The 20,183-nt window shown below is 57.9% G+C and carries 13 protein-coding genes; 7 read left to right on the forward strand and 6 right to left on the reverse strand.

From position 1 onward, the window contains the following. The first annotated feature begins 553 nt into the window (after positions 1-553). A complete protein-coding gene (locus tag M7439_RS13060; RefSeq protein WP_367184981.1) occupies positions 554-964 on the forward strand; it encodes an ATP-binding protein in 411 nt (136 codons plus the stop codon). Positions 965-1,202: 238 nt separating this feature from the next. Here the strand turns inward: M7439_RS13060 and M7439_RS07955 are convergent, their stop codons facing one another. After that, the gene (locus M7439_RS07955; protein WP_298344467.1) at positions 1,203-1,925 is read right to left on the reverse strand and encodes a nuclease-related domain-containing protein; all 723 of its coding nucleotides are present in this window, start codon (positions 1,923-1,925) and stop codon (positions 1,203-1,205) included. A 718-nt stretch (positions 1,926-2,643) separates the two neighbouring features. Between M7439_RS07955 and ettA the strand changes: the two genes are divergently transcribed. Next, entirely contained in the window at positions 2,644-4,320 is a 1,677-nt protein-coding gene (gene ettA, locus M7439_RS07960) for an energy-dependent translational throttle protein EttA (RefSeq protein WP_367184982.1), read from the forward strand. A gap of 227 nt (positions 4,321-4,547) precedes the next feature. On the opposite strand, the gene M7439_RS07965 is transcribed toward ettA, so the two are convergent. After that, positions 4,548-5,213, reverse strand: coding sequence for a response regulator transcription factor (locus M7439_RS07965; protein ID WP_298344473.1), 666 nt, complete (start codon positions 5,211-5,213; stop codon positions 4,548-4,550). Continuing rightward, positions 5,210-6,475, reverse strand: a complete 1,266-nt coding sequence (locus tag M7439_RS07970) for a sensor histidine kinase (protein WP_298344476.1) — start codon at positions 6,473-6,475, stop codon at positions 5,210-5,212. Before M7439_RS07970 ends, M7439_RS07965 begins: the two co-directional genes overlap by 4 nt. Positions 6,476-6,679: 204 nt before the next feature. Between M7439_RS07970 and M7439_RS07975 the strand changes: the two genes are divergently transcribed. After that, a complete protein-coding gene (locus tag M7439_RS07975) occupies positions 6,680-7,114 on the forward strand; it encodes a DUF6069 family protein (protein ID WP_298344480.1) in 435 nt (144 codons plus the stop codon). A 708-nt stretch (positions 7,115-7,822) separates the two neighbouring features. Here M7439_RS07975 and M7439_RS07980 read toward each other — a convergent pair. Then, positions 7,823-9,148 carry an MATE family efflux transporter gene (locus M7439_RS07980; protein ID WP_298344483.1) on the reverse strand — a complete coding sequence of 442 codons (1,326 nt, stop codon included), beginning with the start codon at positions 9,146-9,148 and terminating at the stop codon, positions 7,823-7,825. Between the two features lie 501 nt (positions 9,149-9,649). Beyond that, positions 9,650-11,851, reverse strand: a complete 2,202-nt coding sequence (gene katG, locus M7439_RS07985; RefSeq protein ID WP_298344486.1) for a catalase/peroxidase HPI — start codon at positions 11,849-11,851, stop codon at positions 9,650-9,652. Between the two features lie 970 nt (positions 11,852-12,821). Here katG and M7439_RS07990 point away from each other — a divergent pair. Beyond that, positions 12,822-14,390, forward strand: a complete 1,569-nt coding sequence (locus M7439_RS07990; protein ID WP_298344489.1) for an HRDC domain-containing protein — start codon at positions 12,822-12,824, stop codon at positions 14,388-14,390. 78 nt (positions 14,391-14,468) lie between these two features. Next, on the forward strand, positions 14,469-15,956 hold the full coding sequence (locus M7439_RS07995; protein ID WP_298344492.1) for a serine hydrolase: 1,488 nt from the start codon (positions 14,469-14,471) through the stop codon (positions 15,954-15,956). Positions 15,957-16,325: 369 nt separating this feature from the next. Here M7439_RS07995 and M7439_RS08000 read toward each other — a convergent pair whose 3' ends face one another. Further along, entirely contained in the window at positions 16,326-16,757 is a 432-nt protein-coding gene (locus tag M7439_RS08000) for an OsmC family peroxiredoxin (RefSeq protein ID WP_298344494.1), read from the reverse strand. A 516-nt stretch (positions 16,758-17,273) separates the two neighbouring features. Between M7439_RS08000 and aspS the strand changes: the two genes are divergently transcribed. After that, positions 17,274-19,043 (forward strand): aspartate--tRNA ligase, encoded by a 1,770-nt coding sequence (gene aspS, locus M7439_RS08005; protein ID WP_298344496.1) that lies wholly within the window; start codon positions 17,274-17,276, stop codon positions 19,041-19,043. 2 nt (positions 19,044-19,045) lie between these two features. Continuing rightward, the gene (locus M7439_RS08010; protein WP_298344498.1) at positions 19,046-20,179 is read left to right on the forward strand and encodes an AAA family ATPase; all 1,134 of its coding nucleotides are present in this window, start codon (positions 19,046-19,048) and stop codon (positions 20,177-20,179) included. Positions 20,180-20,183 lie beyond the last annotated feature (4 nt).

Genomic DNA, 20,183 nt, shown 5'->3' on the forward strand with positions numbered 1-20,183 from the left:
CCAGGGCAACACCCGCAACTGGGACCCTGTTGTCTCCACCTCATTGGTTCCAGTGAATTCCGAGCCCAAAGCGTCGGCGGTGAGCTGATACCGACTAGGGTCTACAACATCCCCTCCCAGCAAGTACTCTGACGGGTTCCGATCGCGATGCCAATGCTGGGCTCAATATCCGTGACTGGTCGGCTACCAGTCCTGGTCTAGTTGAGGCCAGTGCCCTGTTCGTTCCCGGGCCCTTATCGGGTACAGGCGACAGTTCAGATGATGGGTTGACTCATCACCTGGAGAGAGGATGTAAGACCAGTAACAATGCTGGCCGTACTCGGAGAGGCAAGAACAACTCTTGGACAAGTGAGCATGAGAACCTTGTAAAGGGTGCGTCATTATGAGTGAACTCACTATTAGTCACTCAGGTGCAACGGTCACTCTAGAATCAACCTCGACACCTGAATTCCCGAACTTCGAGCATGAGAACCGTCTGCTGAGTTCCTAAAGCCCGTGGGAATGGGACCGATTCATGCCCTCTTGCGAGGACCCACTTAGTCATCGTCGATGATTGGGGGGGGTCTCGCCGACCTTACCGATCGAACCACTGGGTTCCACCGAGATCTTGGCTACCTTCGATGACCGAGGGGAGAACGGTTCAATCATCTGCTCACAGTTATCCCTCTCGGCACGGGAAGAGAGCTTTGAGGAAAGCACCGTGGCTGGGGCCATCATGGATCGTATGATTCATACCGCAATTCCCGTCGAAGGCAAGGGAGCATCTATGCACAAACAGCCGCGCCAAAGCAACCGCGCCAAAGCAACGGAGCCAAAGAAAGGAGGCGAGCGGACCAACAGATCCTGGTCCAGCGGTACCAAATCCACGACGGTAGCGAACTCTGAGACTGGGTCGTCCCTCCTGGCAGGCCTGGTCGACACCACGAGACGCCATCGCCGTGGAGGAGCCGCAATGATCGCATAACCGGCCTTAACGAGGGCTTTCTCGTACCCATGCGCCTGGAAACCCCGTCGATACGTTCGCCGTCAAGGACATCGACAAATCCCTCTCATTTTGCCTCTCGTGCACCCCACGCAGGCAGACTAGCCACATCCCCGCGTAACGGTTCCCCTTGTAGGGCGCCACCGAACCCTTGGCCAAGGACGTCAATCTTGCCTGCTGACACAAGCCCGATGAGCAACCGTCTTAGACGGATCCTATCTCATGCTGTTGGGAGTCTGGAGGCGATGCGTTCGGCAAGCACGTCCATACGTCGACGCCCAAGTGGGCCAGGTCGAAGTAAGAGTTGGGGCAGCACGGCCCGCCAACACACCACCACACCACGCACCATCCAGGGTCGATGATCAAACCAGCCAACGGTGGCGTCGACAAAACAGAGCGCTGGCCGCACCACCGCTTCACCGAGTAGATCGGCACAGGCCCGTTGCACCGCCTCGACCTGCCAGGTCATGGCGTCGACCAGTCTGGTCTCGTCCCGCCCACCGACGATGAGTCGTTGATCTCGCATGAAGAGGCCACCCTTGTCTACGAACTCAAGACGTTTGCCTGTTCGGACCTTCGTATCGATCACCCACACCCCGGATGACGTCACAACGATATGGTCGATGTTGCTACGACTCCTTGGCTTATGGCGGTCGTTGAGGACGATGATCCCCGGAATCGCGTCAAGCACATCACCGACTTTACCCTCGCCAACGGCACCGGTTGCCCAGACCTGAACATGCGAAGGTGCAGCTCGTATCTGCGCTTTTGGCGTCACGGCAGCGACAAGCCGTCCCGCCAGTGGGTGTTTGGCTTTGATCTGTGTTCGCCACTCTCGGTCAGCAGTGACGCGTGCCTCTTCCTGTCGCTGGTGGCGAACAGATCTTCTCTCTGCCTCCCGGGAGACTGATCGACCAGCCACCCCAGGATCAACTACCGGCACCGAAGGTTCCGCTAAAGCAGGCTCCGATGCCAACCCGGTGTCCGCCCTGGAATCGAGGCACGATCGACACGTCACCTTCTTTGCCACGGCATCCCATCCCGCACGCTCCCCCGCAGCCACGCTATTACCACAGGACACACAGGTGTCCGGCCTCCGCAGGACAAGTTCCCTCATGGCGACAATATCGGCGTAACGTCACTTTGACTGAAGATCATCCGCAGGGATTGGCACGATGAATCGGTTCAGCTGATACCCTTCGAGTCATAGGAAGGTCAGTGACCTCCGTGTCGAGATGATCAAAACTGATCAGATCGACTGGCTGGCGCAGTTCTATGGACGCGGCCCGGTACGCATCGGGCTCATCCATCTTCCGTTATCCCGAGCGTTCCCAAGTGCAACGTCGTAGCGCCTCGTTGGCGGAGACCAGCGACTCTAGAGACTGGGTTGCCTCGACGTGGGCAGATCATCTCTCACCCTTGGCCGGGTAACAGGGCTCTGTGCCGTGTAGCCGATCTCAGCTATCTCACCGATCTCACCAGCGAATCCGCGAGCCACGACGTTCATGTCGCGGGGTATCGCTCACCAAGTGCGGCACTGGACCCCGCATGCCCAGTCCATCCTCGTGGGGAGAGGAACGCACCTCTCCGATCGAGCTAATGCCCAAAGAGTTTTGATCCAGCTGCAGGAGATCTACCCGACACCAGCGAGACTGGTAGGCATGGCTCCTCAATACATCTTCTCGATGCGCGACATCGGTCGCTTCTATCCACCTGACAAGGAAGTCCTCAAAGGGATCAACCTGTCCTTCTACCCAGGTGCGAAAATCGGCGTGATCGGGGCAAACGGATCGGGTAAATCATCCCTCCTGCGTATTATGGCGGGTCTCGATGACGGTTTTAGCGGTGAAGCTCGCCTCACCCCTGGGTTCACAGTGGGCTATCTGCCACAGGAGCCCCAACTCGATCCAACCAAGGATGTCATCGGTAACGTCGCCGACGGCCTGGCCGAACAACGCGACCTGTTGACCAGGTTCAACGAGGTCTGTGAGGCCTTTAGCTCTCCTGATGCCGACTTTGATGCCCTCCTTGCGGAACAGTCAGACCTCCAAACTCGGATCGATGCCATCAACGGTTGGGACCTTGATCGCACGCTTGAGGTGGCGATGGACGCCCTTCGCCTCCCTCCTTCTGACGCCGATGTGACCACGCTCTCTGGAGGCGAACGTCGCCGAGTCGCACTATGCCGATTGCTCCTTGCCAAACCTGACCTTCTGCTCCTGGATGAGCCAACGAACCATCTTGATGCGGAATCGGTAGCATGGCTCGAGCGCACGCTACACGACTACGCCGGCACGGTAGTCGCCATCACCCACGACCGATACTTCCTCGACAACGTAGCCTCATGGATCCTCGAACTGGATCGCGGCAGAGGCATGCCTTGGGAAGGGAACTACTCCTCGTGGCTCGAACAAAAGCAGGCTCGCCTTGCCACCGAGGAGAAGGCAGACCGGGCGCGCCAAGCAGCGCTCGCTCGCGAACTCGAATGGATCCGGATGTCGCCAAGAGCCAGACAGAGCAAGGGTAAGGCTCGGCTCAACGCCTTCAATGAATTGGTGGCGGAGTCCGAGGCAGCCGACCAACGAGGCGACTCTTTGGAGATCGCCATTCCACCAGGACCTCGTCTCGGTGATGTGGTGGTCAATGCAGCGAGCCTTACAAAGGGGTTTGGCGATCGACTACTCATCGAGGACCTGAGCTTCTTGCTTCCCCCGGGAGGTATCGTGGGTGTCATCGGACCCAATGGTGCTGGTAAGACCACCCTGTTCAAGATGATCGTTGGCCAAGACAAGCCCGATGGGGGCTCCATTGAGGTCGGAGGTACGGTCCATTTCACCTATCTCGACCAGTCACGCGACAGTTTGGACGCAACCACTACCGTCTACGACGAGATCACGGGTGGCGTTGAAAGAATTGTCGTCGGGCACAGAGAGATCCATGCTCGAGCGTATGTATCGAGCTTTGGCTTTAAGGGAAGTGCACAACAAAAGAAGATTGGAGAGATCTCGGGCGGAGAACGCAACCGAGTCCAACTCGCAAAGGTGCTACGAAGTGGTGGTAATGTGCTCCTCCTCGACGAGCCAACGAATGACCTCGATGTCGACACACTCCGGGCGTTGGAGGATGGGCTGCTCAGTTTTCCCGGATGCATCGTGGTGATCAGTCACGATCGTTGGTTTCTCGACCGGGTCGCCACCCACATCATCGCCTTCGAGGGAGAGGCGGAAGTCCGCTGGTTTGAGGGCAACTTCTCAGACTACGAAGTCGACCGCCATCGAAGGCTAGGCACCGACGCTGATAAGCCCCATCGGATGAAATATAAGCCACTCACCCGCTAGGCAAACGAGCAGACCAACCCGCTAGATCGCGATCACTCCAGGCTCACGATGCCCTAGAGCTCCGGTCCACAATGATCACGAGGCGCTGGTGCTCCGCCAGTACGACAAGATGCCTCCTCCCGTTCCTTGTCCGACAGCACTATTGCTTCTGGTGAGAGAGACACCTCATGGGTATCTCGTCAGGTTCTGGGCGCAAACGACTCCCAACACCCATGGCCGTTGGATCCTCACGAAAGGGATGGCCGAATCAGGCCAGTCTCATAGGCGATCACGACGAGCTGGGCTCGATCGCGTACCGCGAGCTTTGACATGATATGGCTTACATGGGTTTTCGCCGTCAGCGGGCTGAGGTAGAGTTTCTCGGCAATCTCGGTATTGCTGAGCCCAGAACCAACCAACACAAGCACTTCTCGTTCCCGATCGCTCAAGATATCGAGTGCAGCCTGACTCGTGGGTGCAGGGGTACTTCTACTTGCGATAGTGGCGATCAGTGATCTCGTAACACTCGGGGAGAGTAGCGCTTCGCCCCGGTGGACGACTCGAACCGCATTGATAAGTTCAGAGGGTTCGCTATCTTTGACAAGGAAGCCACTGGCACCATTGCGAATTGCTTCCAGAATGTATTCGTCCTCCGCGAAGGTTGTCAGCACAATGATGCGGGTCTTGGCGAGGTCCGGGTCGCCTGCAATGATTTTTGTCGCTGCGAGCCCATCCAAGGTCGGCATTCGAATATCCATTAGGACCACGTCGATGGGCTGTGCACGCAACAGAGCGATCGCGGTGGCGCCTTCAGCCGCCTCCGCAGCCACCTCAATATCGTCGGCCGACTCAAGAAGTACTCTCAGCCCAGCGCGAATAAGCGCCTGATCATCAACGAGTAATAGGCGAATCATCGGCGACTGTCAGCGTCGCTGGCACCAGAATGCCCGGTATCGCTCAGCGTAAAGGTCGGCTGATCATCCCGGTTTCTCTCTGTATGCAGCGGCAAAACCGCCTCGATCCGAAAACCTCCATCCGCAAGAGGGGATGCAGTGAAGGTACCAGAGAGTGATCGCACCCGTTCCTGAATGCCGACAAGACCGGTGCCGGCTCCTTCCCGGAAGGTAGAGCTCGGACTCGTCGTGGTGTTGTGCACGTCGATCATTAACGAAGTAGGCGTGTAGGCAAGCGTCACGATGGTGGTCGGGTTTTCGGCATGCCGGACCACATTGGTCAGCGCCTCTTGGACAATACGGAAACTCGCCAGCGCAACCGCAGTTGGAAGCTCAGTGGCTTCGCCCTCAACCACCAACGAAGTGGGTACGCCTGCCTGATTCCAGTCCTTGACAAGCCTCCGGATCGCCGACAGATCGGGGACAATTTCGCCGTGATCTTCGTCTTGCCCTGGGGGTCGCATAATCGCCAAGATGGATCTGAGTTCGTGCAGGCCCGTCTTGGACGCTGAGCGAATCTCGGCAATCGCTTCTGAGGCTCGGCTTGGATCACTGTCGAGAAGGAGTTGAGCGGCGCTGGCTTGGATGTTGATCATCGCCATTGTGTGGGCGACGACATCATGAAGCTCACGGGCGATACGCATGCGCTCTCGGTTGATAATCAGGTGGATCTCCTCCTCGCGCGCTCGTTCGGCATCAAGCTGGCGTGCCCGAGCTTCGTCTCGCCACAGGTGTCGTGCCGAGACGACGCTGCCAAGCGCGAATGCGGCGACCATCTCGGGCCACATGGTCAGTCCAGGACCACCGATGAACCCGAATGGCCCCAAAAAGCCGTTGGCGACCCAGAGCGCGATGGTCCCGATCAACCCAAGGAGAGCCGCCTTGCGCCAGCTGTGTTCCTGGGCCACCCAAAACCCGGCCACGAGGATAGGAACGAGAGTCGCTCCGTTCAGCTGCCCAAGCACCGACCACCCGATAGCGGCGACGATAGTAACGAAGAAGACGGCCGTAGAGTGCCGACGCACAAAGAGAAGAGACATAGCCGCTGCGAGTGGAATCGCAAAGGCAACAAGTGGTGGTTGCGTAACAAGATGGAGGCCGGCATAATGATTCTGCGGATGAGCCTCAAACCAGGCCCCAACGAGCGCAAGGATGGCGACGAACCCGGTGCCAATGGGAATGGACCAGAGGCGTGATTGTCGTAGTTTGAAGAAAGTATTCATTGCTTATCTAGCGTAGGCCGCCAATTCGTCTGTCTACTACCACTGACGATGGTCCCTCACCTACTCCCTGAGGAGTACGAGAGAGCTCCACCTGGAGGACCGAGAATCGCATCTCATGGGTCATGACCGATGAGAGCGCTTGCCAATAGGTTATTGCCCAGCGATGCAGTGGGCATTTGCACAAACCCGAAGGAGGGGAAGTCGATGACGATAGTGGCGAATCGCGAGCAGGTAAGTAGTCCCATCAAGATGAGGATCTTTGCCGTTCATAATGCAGTATTGGCGGCAGTTCTTGTGTGGGTGGTCGAGGTACATGTACTTGGAATCCACCTTGGAATCCGCTTCGGTACCGGGACCGCAACGACACTAGGTCTTGCTCAAATAATCGGCGTCAGCCTGATGGTTTCGCTAGCAGGGTGGGCGCTGCTCTCCTTCATGGAGCGAAGGGTATCTCGTGCAGCTACCCTCTGGACGCTGATCGCAGTGGGAGTGGTGCTGGCCTCTCTCGCTCTTCCACTGACGGCAACCACATCTACCACGGCAATGATTGGATTGATTGTGATGCATCTTCTGGTTGGTGCTGGGTCCATCCCATTCATGTACCGCTCAAGTGCAACAAGGTCAGCACGTACCGCATGAGCATCGCTGCGTCACTCTGACGCGACCGGTGCACCGCAACGGCACCAAGTTGTTGTAGACGACGAGCCCTTCGAATGGAAGATCATCAGACTCAGGCATGGTCTGATATCCTCATTCGAAGGGCTCGTCCTTGTGCCGAATGGTCACCGATCGTTCCCGATACGGCATGCTTGACAAAGCATTCTGCTTTGAGAGGCCACACCCCTACCACCTCGGACAGCCAGCCCGCGTCATACATCGTGACCACATAATACATCGTGACCACGGCTCGCGGAGTCGAAACCGCACGAGGGGCGACAGCTCCATCCATCGCACAATCGACCAAGAGGTTCCCATCATCGACTCGCGAGCGGAAAACCGACCGCTATCTGAACCAAACGAACACCCATCAATTCGGGTGCCGCCACTCTCCACATCTGGGTGCACCGCTCTCTGCGGCTAGGAGGTTCCACTACGCGGTGGCCTGTTATCTCCCGCGATCAGAGCGCTCGTTCCCTGGCCATTCCACCTGAACTCGTTTGTCCGCGATGGCATACTGGACGCACCGAGTCTGTCCGTCTCCCCACCCTGGTACCGCCATGAGCGTCGATCCAGCGCCCGCAGCGGTCCGACAGATGCAGATCACCGATCTCGTCAGTCGTATATCCGCCACGAGCCTGGCCGGTTCTTGACCACTAACGTGGTCATCTGATTCGTCGAATGCGCCGATCAAACTGAATCCCTTGTGCCTGGCACCGCCCAAGTTCCACGCGCTGTGCGGAGCATCATCCCGAGAAAACGAATGACGATCGACGCCGCGAGTCCCGCCCAAATACCTCCCAATCCCCAGCCATATCCCAACGCAATCAGCGTCAATGGTACATAGACGCCAATCGTTGCAATGAGCGTGATCGTGCGTAAGAAACCAACATCACCGGCTCCGACAAGAACTCCATCCAGCGCAAAGACCACGCCCGCTACTGGTTGTAGTGCCACCAGCCACGGCCACAGCACCTGGATCTGTTGGCGGACCGGTGACGACGAGGTAAAGGCCAAAGGGACGAGCCACCAACCAGGGATCAGCACGATGGCTAAGGCAATTCCAGCGTAGGCACCATAGCGAGCGACTTGCCAGGCCAATCGTCGCGCTTCACGGGTATCATCTCTCCCCAGCGCGGCGCCTACCAACGACTGGGCCGCGATGGCGAACGAATCAAGAAGCAGTGTGGTCAACACCCAGCACTCCAACCCGACCTGAAAGGCGCCGAGCCTTGCAGTCCCCATCCGAGCAGCCACGCTCACCGCGACAAGGGCCGCCACCTGAAAGCCGACGGCGCGAATGAAGAGATCACCTCCGGTGCGCAGCTGCGCTTTCACGACGTTCATGCGTGGAGACCAGGGGCGTCGCTCAGTTCGAAGCACCAAAAGAAAGAGTACCCCGCCGATGACTTGCGCACCTAGATTCGCAATCGCAGAGCCAACGAGACCAAACCTCAGCGGATAGACGAGCACCGGAGAAGCCACCGCTGAGATAACGTTCGCCAGCACCACAATCTGGACAGGACGACGCGTCTCCTGTACTCCCCGCATCCATCCATTACCGGCCAACACGACAAGCATCCCAGGCACCCCAACGGCCGCTACGCGGAACCAGGTCACTGCGGCCCGGGCAGTGGGGCCGGCTCCACCAGCAAGTAATCGAATGAGTGGTCCGGCGAAGAGCTCACCGATCCCAACGGCGACGATACCCAGAACGAGAGCCAAGAACGTAGCCGCGATCCCCTCATCAATCGCATCACCACGACGACCGGCTCCGAACCAACGAGCTGCACGTCCCGTGGTTCCATAGTCCAAAAAGACGCCAAGCATGGCGACCAACGACACAAGTGTCCCCCCGATACCCAGAGCCCCTAGTGGCACAGCACCAAGATGGCCCACCACCGCAGTGTCCACAAGCACGAAGCAAGGTTCAGCAGCGAGAACAACGAAAGCCGAGGCGGCAAGACGCCACATCGATCCAGAGATCGCCTCTGGTTGGTTCTTATCGGGGCCCATATTCGCGAATCTAACGGGGGCTACCTCCGGTCCAGTGCGAAGGCATTCCGTTCCGTGCATCTTTGCCAAGACGACTCACGGAGATTTGCCGTCCACTTGCTGCTTGACCCAGCCTCGTTTGACTCGTTACCAAGCCAAAACCCGAGATGATTCAGTCTGGCGGACCTGCAGACCTCAGCCTCATCGTCTGGATTTTGGCGAGGTCACAACGGCAGCGGACTTCGGGTATACCGTCGGTTGGTTTGCAAAGCCGTTCCTGTTCCCACCTTCTCAAGGTCTGCAAGGCAACCCCAAATGAGCCTTGGCAGTCCTACTGACGGTGCATCGTTCCCGTTACCACTCATTTGCATCCGGTCTATTGGGGGAGGCCGCTACCGGTGCGAGCACCGCGAGGGGCGGCACCTCGCTGTGTCGGCCTTATCTCCATCGACACGGCCGACGAGGTCCAGCGTCTCGGCGATTGGATCGCAAACTCGTAGCTGCCGCGAGGGGCGAGCCTGGCTAGCGTAGATCGAACCGGTCCAGATTCATCACCTTGTCCCAGGCGGCCACGAAGTCACCTACGAACTTCTCCTTCGCATCGTCGCTCGCATAGACCTCTGCAATCGCTCTAAGTTGTGAGTTCGAGCCAAAGACCAGGTCCACCGCCGTGGCAGTCCATCTCGGCTCCCCCGTCGCCCGATCATGCCCTTCATAGACCTGGTCCATTGTCGTCGATGGTTGCCACTCGGTGGCCATGTCTAACAGGTTGACAAAGAAATCATTACTCAACACCTCAGGCCTCGTCGTGAAGACGCCATGTGGTGCGTTTGCAAAATTGGTGTTCAGAACCCGCATGCCGCCGACCAACACGGTCATCTCTGTTGCGGTCAAGGTCAACAGATCGGCCCGCTCTACCAGTAGATGCTCAGCAGGGAGCTTCTGATCAGCGAGTAGAAAGTTGCGAAATCCATCAAAACGTGGCTCGAGAACCGCGAATGACTCGACGTCAGTTTGCTCATCAGTGGCATCCGCACGACCCGGGGTGAACGGAACCATACATTCGACCCCAGCACTCCTTGCCGCCTGTTCGATGCCCACACATCCACCCAAAACGATCAGGTCAGCAAGGGAGATGCGCGTGGTCCCCGCCTGGGTGGCGTGAAAGTCACGTTGAATGTCCTCCAACGTCGCCAACACGTGAGCTAGTTCTGGAGGGTTGTTGACCTGCCAATCCTTCTGTGGTGCCAACCTGATACGAGCCCCATTGGCACCGCCTCGCTTATCAGTCCCACGGAATGTGGAGGCTGCCGCCCACGCGGTGGTCACCAACTGCGAGACCGAAAGACCGGATGCGCTTAGCATGGCCTTCAGCGTAGCAATCTCTTCGGCATTGACCAATGGGTCTTTTGGCATCGGAATTGGATCCTGCCAAATCTGGGTTTGTGCCGGCACCAAGGGACCAATGTAGCGAGTGACAGGCCCCATATCTCGATGAATCAGCTTAAACCAAGCCCTCGCAAATGCATCGGCGAACTCATCGGGATGCTCATAAAACCGTCTTGCTATCGGTTCATAGATCGGGTCCACCTTGAGTGCGATATCGGTCGTCAACATCACCGGGAAATGACGCTTGGAGGGATCATGGGCATCGGGTACCGCATCGCTGGCACCAGGATCCTTGGGGATCCACTGTTGAGCGCCGGAGGGACTCCGTGACAACTCCCAGTCATAGCGAAAAAGGTTGCCAAAGAAACCGTTGTCCCAATGCACCGGATCGTCGGTCCAAGCGCCCTCCAAGCCACTCGTCCATGCATCGGCACCCTTCCCAGTTCCGTAGAGGTTTCGCCAGCCAAGGCCTTGCTGCTCCAGCGGGGCGCCCTCTGGCTCGGGCCCGATATAGCGCTCTGCGTTCGGAACCGCGCCGTGGGTCTTGCCAAAGGTGTGACCACCCGCCACCAGTGCTACCGTCTCAACATCATCCATGGCCATACGAGCGAAGGTCTCTCGGATATCCTGGGCAGCAGCAAGTGGGTTTGGATCGCCGTTTGGACCCTCCGGGTTCACGTAGATCAACCCCATCTGTGCCGCCCCGAAGGGGTTGGCAAGCTCACGATCGTTGCTATAGCGATCGTCTCCGAGCCAAGTCTCCTCTGGGCCCCAATATGCATCCTCCTCTGGGCCCCAGATATCTTCGCGACCAAAGCCAAATCCGAACGTGCGGAATCCCATTGACTCAAGCGCGCAGTTGCCCGCAAAAACGATGAGATCCGCCCATGAAACCTTCTTCCCATACTTCTGTTTGATCGGCCAGAGCAAGCGACGAGCCTTATCGAGACTGGCGTTATCCGGCCAGCTATTGATTGGAGCAAATCGCTGGTTACCGGTCCCTGCACCACCACGTCCATCGGAGATTCGATACGTTCCCGCATCATGCCACGCCATGCGCACAAAGAGTGGCCCATAATGACCCCAGTCAGCCGGCCACCATGGTTGTGAATCGGCCATCACCGCAACGATATCACGTTGAAGCGCCTCCACATCGAGATCCTTCAATGCATTACGATACGTAAAGTCGGCACCTAAGGGACTCACCGAACGTGCATGCTGCTCGAGAACTCTTAGATTCAATTGGTTAGGCCACCAATCCTGATTCGACCGACTACCAATCGCGGTTGCGGTAGGTAGGACTGGGCACTGCCCTTGATGTTCCAAATCTGCCATGACTATCCTCTCTTATTTACTTGTCTGTGGGTTTACTTGTCTGTGGGGGAAACCGCTACTGGTGCCGCTTCGCTGTCGAAACCCTCACTATGGTCTGTGGTGACGGCACAACTTTGAGTAGGGCGCCTCGGCTTCATCGAAGCGTGAGCGCTGCCTTCAAGAGGCTTGCCGCTGCGAACGCCAGTCCCTCTCTCGTCTGGATCGTGATCACTGGCCAGCGTGGTGGCACCGGTGGTCTGTGTTCTACCCCTCGTCGATGGCCAGCTCCATTCTCTAGGCCAGCCTGGTCTCGACAGAGGTCGCAAGTGAATGAAGCCTAAATTGAGACAAGCCCTCCGCGGGATTCGTCTCAATCCGCCGAACCACGAAGTCTGTCGACTTGCTCTCGCCGGAAGAACGAACGAGTCTTCTGTCCGCGGGGACACCACGGGCCACAAGGCAGCTGATGGTCCAACCACATTCGCATCGCCACTCTCGCAAGTCACCAATCTTGCCTCCACGTCATCCAACTATACCACCTATGTTTTTGGAGTATCACTATTTTTAGAATTCTTCTAATTTTTGCTTTCACGCACTCCCCAGCGGTCGAAGGGCCAATCACTGCGGTATGTCCCTGACGGCCACCATCGACTCCCATCGGCGTCTCGGCGGATGCACTCATTCACGCCTGCTACCAACAACTGTCAGTCAACACCGGGTCATCGGCGTTTCGTCTGCCCAACAACCGGCAGCTGACCACACGGCACCCAGAGCTCACTTGGCTCGCCCCTGAGCACTCTCCCCCACGCGCGTAGAAGCTGTCCCTACAGAGTTCCCATCGCGTGCAAAGCGCTACACCACCGAGTCGAAAGGAGGCAGAACTATCGCACCACGACCCAACGCTTGCTCATCCAGCCAATTACGCAGCCGTGTTCCCGCAGACCACCAATCTGCAAAGGATGCACGATCGTCACCTGGTAGGGTCTCAACCATGCGACAGGCACAGGCACTCGCGAGACTCATCAAAGGCGACTCCGTCTTCTTAACTGGTCCACCAGGGGCTGGTAAATCGTATGTGCTTCGCCAATTTGTGCATCTCGCTCGGCGTCGAGGGCTGACCGTGGCGGTCACTGCTTCGACCGGCATCGCTGCCACACAGATCGGTGGTGCAACCATCCATTCCTGGTCTGGCATCGGTATTCGAGATCAGCTCGCACCCAATGACCTTGCGAACCTTTCTTCGAAAGATCGCCTCGTCCGTAGGTACCTCACCACCGACGCACTCATCATCGATGAGATTTCGATGCTCTCCGGCAACTTCCTTACCATGCTCGACCAGCTCGCTCGGACGCTTCGCGGCACTGATGCACCGTTCGGAGGCCTGCAGATGGTTCTTGTCGGTGATATGTTCCAGCTCCCGCCGATCAATCGGGATTCGAGCGAGATCGATTTTGCCTTCCAGTCCGCAGCGTGGAGAGATCTCGACCCCCTCCCCTGCTATTTAACAGAACAACATCGACAATCCGGTGACGAACTCGCTGAGGTGCTCCATGCGATGAGGGATGGCTCGCTTGGTCAAACGCATCTTGCTATCCTCAACTCCCGCATCGGCATGGTCCCGAATGGCGATCATGAACCGACGCACCTCTACTCCCACAACGTAGATGTCGACGCCATGAATGCCCAGCGACTCGCTCGCATTGGCGGAGAGGTGCACACCTACACCATGGAGCTTCGTGGACCGCCAGCGATCGTCGAACCGATGCGCCGTGGCGTGCTTACCCCAGATGAGTTGGCCCTGAAGGTAGGCGCAGAGGTCATGTTTGTCGCGAACGATCAGAATCTCCGCTACGCCAACGGCTCGCTCGCTCGAGTGGTTGATCTCTCCGGCCCGTGGCCCATCGTCGAGCTAGCTGCTACTTCACGTCGCATGAGTGTCGAACCGCATGCATGGGTACTTGAGGAGGATGGAAGTACAAAAGCAGAGATCCGGCAACTGCCACTGCGTCTCGCCTGGGCGATCACGATTCATAAGAGCCAAGGCATGAGTCTCGACGCGGCAGAGATCGACCTCTCCCGATCTTTTACTCCAGGAATGGGTTATGTCGCCCTTTCACGGCTCCGAAGTCTCAGTGGTCTCTATCTCAAGGGTCTTAACACGATGGCGCTCCAACTCCATCCTGAGATCTTCGACTTCGATCGAGAACTCCGTCGACGCTCCGATCGGCTTGCAGAGGAGACGGACGACATCCTCATTGAGGAGGTCGTCACCGACGAGGCGGTTCCGGCCGTCGACACCACCCCACTCGATCTGAATCTCTTCACCCAGCTCAAAGCATGGCGTCGCGAGCAAGCCAGAACCGAAGGGGTGCCAGCGTATGTGATCGCCCCCGACATGACACTCGCTGACATCGCGACGAAGACACCACAAGACAGTAGCGATCTCCTTCGTATCAAAGGCATGGGGACTACTCGTGTCGCCCGCTATGGCGAAGCCATCATAGCGGTGATACAACGCTCCCTCAACCCGCCACCAACCCAGGATTCGCTCTTTGACTGAGGCCAACGACCTCCCCTAGCGACATGCTCCTTCCGTTCCATGAAGGCATCTTTGCACTCGGGCCTCTAGGGTGCTGCTATGTCAGAGTTCCAACATCCTCGACCCTCAGACGCCGCCGAAGACCTCGCCGCGTCAACCGCTGGCCCCATACTCTCCTCAAGCTTCCTCTCTATTGACCGCTTGTTCCTCAGCTTCTTCGAAGAGTACCGAGTACCCGGTCTGGCTTGGGGGATCGTGGATCGCAGCGGGCTCGTCCACCACGGCACCCATGGAGTCAAGAACGTTGTCAGTCAGCTCGCACCCGCCCACACCGATATCTTTCGCATCGCCTCCATGACCAAGAGCTTTACGGCACTGTGTGCCCTCCATCTTCGAGACCAAGGAAAGCTCACTCTTGCTGACCCCGTCATGCGCTGGCTCCCCGAACTCAACCTCCACACAGCATCATCTGATACGCACGCACCGATCACCATCGGTGATCTCCTCTCCATGTCGTCTGGGCTGGTGGAGGACGATCCGTGGGCTGATCGTCAATTAGCACTGAGTCAAGAGGCCTTCCTTGCGGTGTTGTCCAATGGGATCGGCCTTGACCTTGTACCCGCAACGGCCTTTGAGTACTCTAACCTCGGCTATGCCATCGTCGGAATGATCATCGAACGAGCAGCCGGAGTGCCCCTCTCTGCAGTCGCCACTGAGGCAATCTTCGACCCACTCAACATGGTCGCAACCACCTGGGACCTGTTGGCATCCGACCCGACTCGAGTGGTCTCGGGTCACAGCCTCTGTGACGGGCAGTGGCAGGTCGAACCGCTCTTGGGCGACGGAGCCTTTGGCCCCATGGGGGGCCTTGGGTCGACGATTGAAGATCTCGCAAGATGGGTCGCTCTCCACCTCAACGCATGGGTGGGCCCCCAGCAGTTGGCTCCATCAGTGAAGGGCTCCACCCTTCGCGAAATGGCCGATATCCACCGCGTCATGGTACAGCCCCGACTGACAGGCCCCGATCTCATCGCCCAAGGTTACGGCTACGGGTTGATGGTCGCGCACCATCGGCTACTTGGTCGAGTCGTTGGCCACAGCGGAGGACTACCCGGTTATGGTTCTCGCATGGAGTGGCTCCCGGAGTATGGAATCGGTATCGTTGCACTGGCGAACAGGACCTATACACCTTTGACCGATGTGGTTCGAAGAGGGTTGACCCTGCTCGTCGAGGAGGGTTTCGTGATCGCCACGACTCAGCAGCCTTCTCTAGAACTCCTACAGGTCTATGAAGCAGTCAATAACGCTTACCTAAATCCCGAACAACAGTCGTTGCTCCAGGAGGCAGCGCTCCCTACCTACTTGCTCGATCGAGACGACGAGCGGCGACCGCCAGACTTCCCGTCACTGCGCCAAACTTACGGACAACTCATCGCCGCCGACCCACTCATCCCAACGGGATCGCTCCGTGGACACTGGAGCTTGCGGTGTCAACACGGGATACTCAACGTCGAAGCCATGCTCGGTCCCACCACTCCTCATCGATTGCAGTTCCTGAAGATCAACGCAGACCGGACGTCCGATTGAGCCACGGAAACACAATCAGTCTCGCTCCGACCCATCGTGTCTTGACCATGCACCGTCGAATACCCCGCACCCTAGAAGGCAGACCTTCACGCCAAAAAGCTCTCATAGCTGTTTTGCAACCACACGCCGCTTGGTACTCCGGTACTCCGGTCAGAGGACGTCCTCCACCATGTGGCCACGAACACCCAGTGGTGTCATCGATGGCCCGACCCTACCGATGGCCCGACCCTACCGATGGCCTGACCCTATCGATGGCCCGATCGTGTCGCTCCTTGGTGACAAGTCACTGCAACTCCACCGTGTGCCAGGTCCGCGCACCAAGTCCGTGCATAGACGTACGCCAGCAGTGCTGGACCCAAAGGACGCTGACTACTCGAAGGTCAAGTCGATCTGGGTGCCAGCTAACGCTTTACTGACGGGACAAGTGCGCTTGGCATCCTCGGCGATTCGATGGAACTCGCTCTCATCGATACCTTTGGCTCCTCCGCCTACCGCAAGTTCAATGCGGGGAATTCGAAATCCGCCCTCTGGGTCAGGACCGAGATGAACCTTTGCTCCAATCGTTAAATGGATATCCTCTCCTCCAGCCTCCCCCAGCAGAGCTGAGAACTGCATCGCGAAACACGAGGTGTGCGCAGCGGCGATCAACTCCTCTGGGCTTGTCGTACCCTCGGCGTGATCGGCAGCTCGCTTCGGAAAGGAGACTTCGTAGGAGCCAACACCGGAGCTGGTGAGTGCCACCGTGCCCGTCCCTTGTTCCAGTGATCCACGCCAGGTTGTTTGTGCTTCTCGTATTGGCATATCGTCTCCTTCATCCACTCGCACACTACGACCTCATCTTATTCCGATGGTGTCGAGCGCCGACTCGCCGCTCGACACCATCCACACAAGACAAGCGACACATCGCCCCAATACCACGCTACCCATCTGCGTTATTGGGTAATAAACTGGACAATCAACAACGTCAAGAGCCAAACCGCAACAGACAAAACCGGCCGCACGCATCCGGTCCCATGCGGTCATAGGTCGCGCAAACGCTCCCGGATGGCTCCGGCCCAACGGTTGGCTCCCCTTAATGTCTCTTCGTCACCCACGTGCCATACCGTCTCCACCGATCACGACTCGTCACGGCTCATCATCTTCTCGATATCGAGACGCCACTCATCGTCGACAAGAGGTCTACCACCAGGGTCAAGTATCTCTCTTGCGTAGCACAGCGGAGTTCGTAGTGATCCTTCCTCATGTGAAGTGCACGAAGCGAACAGGCACAAACTTGCCGTAGGATGGTAGATCGATCTACTGGAGGGAACTCGTTCTATGCAACCTTTGGACAACTACGCTGCCGCGCCGGAACCAGCCGGCCTCCGAACGGCCTACGCGAGCTCACTCAACGAGACCCGCATCGGAGAGGTTGTGCAGGTCTGCGGTTGGGTGAATCGAATCCGCGAACACGGCGAGCACCTTGTCTTCGTAGACGTACGGGACTTCACCGGCATCGTGCAGTGTGTGGTACCACGGAGTGAGAACCTGCACCCTGAATGGGTTGTGCAGATCACTGGAACCGTTGCAGAGCGACCGGAGGGCACAGATAACGCTCAGCTCAGTACCGGACGAATAGAGCTTCGTGATCCTAGCGTCCGAGTTCTCGCTGAGGCGGAGCCCATCCCCTTCTCGCTCGACGAACGAGTGGAACTTGACGAGGCAACACGCTTGCGGTACCGTTATATCGATCTTCGAAGGACGCGGATGCAACGCAACCTCCGTTTACGGTCAGTCGTTAATGCCGCAATCCGTCGTTCGATGGAAGAGCAGGGCTTTGCCGAGATCGAGACACCGTTACTTTGGACCCCCACTCCTGAGGGTGCTCGAGAGTTCTTGGTGCCGTCGCGCACGCAACCACAGAACTTCTATGTACTGCCGCAATCGCCACAGATCGCCAAACAACTTCTTATGGTCGCTGGCTTTGACCGTTACTACCAGATCGCGCGCTGTCTACGCGATGAGGACCTTCGGGCTGATCGCCAGTTCGAGTTCACGCAATTAGATCTTGAAGCCTCATTCGTCACCCAAAGCGATATCCTCGACTTTGTCTCGCACGCCATTCGCGCAGTCGTGCAAGCAGTTCGGCCCGAGACCACCATCGAGATCGACACTATCACCTGGCGTGACGCCATGAACCGCTACGGCTCCGACAAGCCAGACCGTCGTTTTGGGGCCCAACTGCATGATGTAACCGCCATCTTTTCCGATACAAATGTGAGGGCACTCACCGCACCGAGCGTCCAGGCTATGGTCGCACCAAGTCCGTTAAGTCGTGCACGCCTTGATGAACTCGTCGACCGGGCGAAGGGACTCGGCGCCAAAGGGCTCCTCTGGTTGCGGGTTGAGGAGACAGATGGCAGACTCTCACTCAACTCTCCTGTCTCGAAGTTCCTCAGTGACACAGAACAACAACAACTGATAGCTGCCCTCGCAGCGAAGGCAAACGATGTCATCTTGATGGTGGCAGATGACTGGGAGAAAGCCGTCACGATCCTTGGGCAAATTCGTCTTGGCCTCGGCAAACCACTGGCGGACCAGGAGATACTCGACTTTTTCTGGGTCATTGACTTCCCTCTCTTCGAAGGTCTTGATGAGTTTGGCACACCGATCTCTGCCCATCATCCCTTCACGATGCCCAACGAGGACGACTTTGCCCGTCTGGATACTGATCCGCTATCGGTACGGTCACAATCGTATGACCTGGTTTTGAACGGGTGGGAGCTTGGATCGGGATCTATCCGAATCCACACGTCCTCCATCCAATCCAAAATCTTCGAGGTCCTCGGCATCGACGAAGAGACCGCTCAGTCACGCTTTGGCTTCCTGCTCGATGCCTTCAAGTATGGCGCTCCTCCACATGGAGGCTTCGCCTTTGGCATCGACCGCCTCAGCGCCCTCCTCGCCGGCGAGGAGAACATTCGAGAATTAATCGCCTTCCCAAAGACGCAGAGCGGTTCGGATCTTATGACGGGTGCACCGAAGAGGATCGCTACCGACGCACTCGCCCAACTCGGTCTTCAGCCGACGGCCCGCGCCAAGGATTAGGCGTGGACGAGCTTTTCCACCAAGAGCTCGATCCACACCGCCTACCGCTTGCGGTACGCATGCGACCGACCTCACTCGATCAGGTGCGAGGTCACACTGCGCTCCACGGCGCCGACGGGGTGTTGACGCGTATCGTGAAGGCACAAACTCCCTTTGCTCTCGTCCTCGCCGGTCCGCCAGGTGTGGGTAAGACCACGATCGGATCGCTCATTGCTGCCGAACGACGAGCAACTTTTATCCCGCTATCGGCGACGACCCTCGGGGTCAAGGACATCAAGGAGCTTGCCCTTGACGGCCAGCGCCGTCGTAATGTCGGTGAGATCGAGCCCGTCTGTTTCATCGACGAGATTCACCGGTTATCACGCACCCAACAGGATGCCCTCCTGAAACCGGTTGAGGAGGGTTACTTCTCCCTCATCGGCGCAACCACCGAGAACCCGTATGTGGCACTCAGCCCCGCACTGCTCTCGCGAATCGAGGTGGTTCGACTCGCCCCGCTCGCCGACGAGGTGTTACGGGCACTGATCCTTGACGCGGCAGCAATGGAGGAGGCATCCATCGACGACGAGGTGACAGCTGCGATCATCTCCCATGCCAATGGTGACGCTCGATCAGCGCTTGGCATGCTACAGCGAGCCATCGAAGTCGCGAACAATCGCGGTCAATCGCATCACATCACATCGCTGCCTTCACCGCCTGAGTCCGTTGGGATCGACCAATCATCCCACTATGAGATGACCTCCGCACTCATCAAGTCGATGCGTGCCTCCGACGCGACCCACGCGATCGACTGGCTCGCCCGTCTACTCGTAGCTGGCGAAGACCCCCGGTTTATTGCCCGGCGGCTAGTGATCTTCGCCGCGGAGGATGTGGGGCCAGACAACCTGGCAACCCTGCTCTATGCGAACGCCGCCCTGACGAGTGCCGAAAAGATCGGCATGCCTGAAGCCAGAATCATCTTGGCAGCCGTCGTTTTGCGCCTCACTGAAGCTCCCAAGTCAAGACGCGCCATCGACGCCATTGATGCCGCGATGCGCAATGTGGCTACTACGCAGCGCGCGACCGTTCCCGAACACCTTCGTGGCACCATCGCCCACATCGAGGCACGTTATCGCCCACCCATCGATGGCGGGTAGTGAC

The organism is Ferrimicrobium sp., assembly GCF_027319265.1.
In the GTDB taxonomy this organism is placed as follows: Bacteria; Actinomycetota; Acidimicrobiia; order Acidimicrobiales; family Acidimicrobiaceae; genus Ferrimicrobium.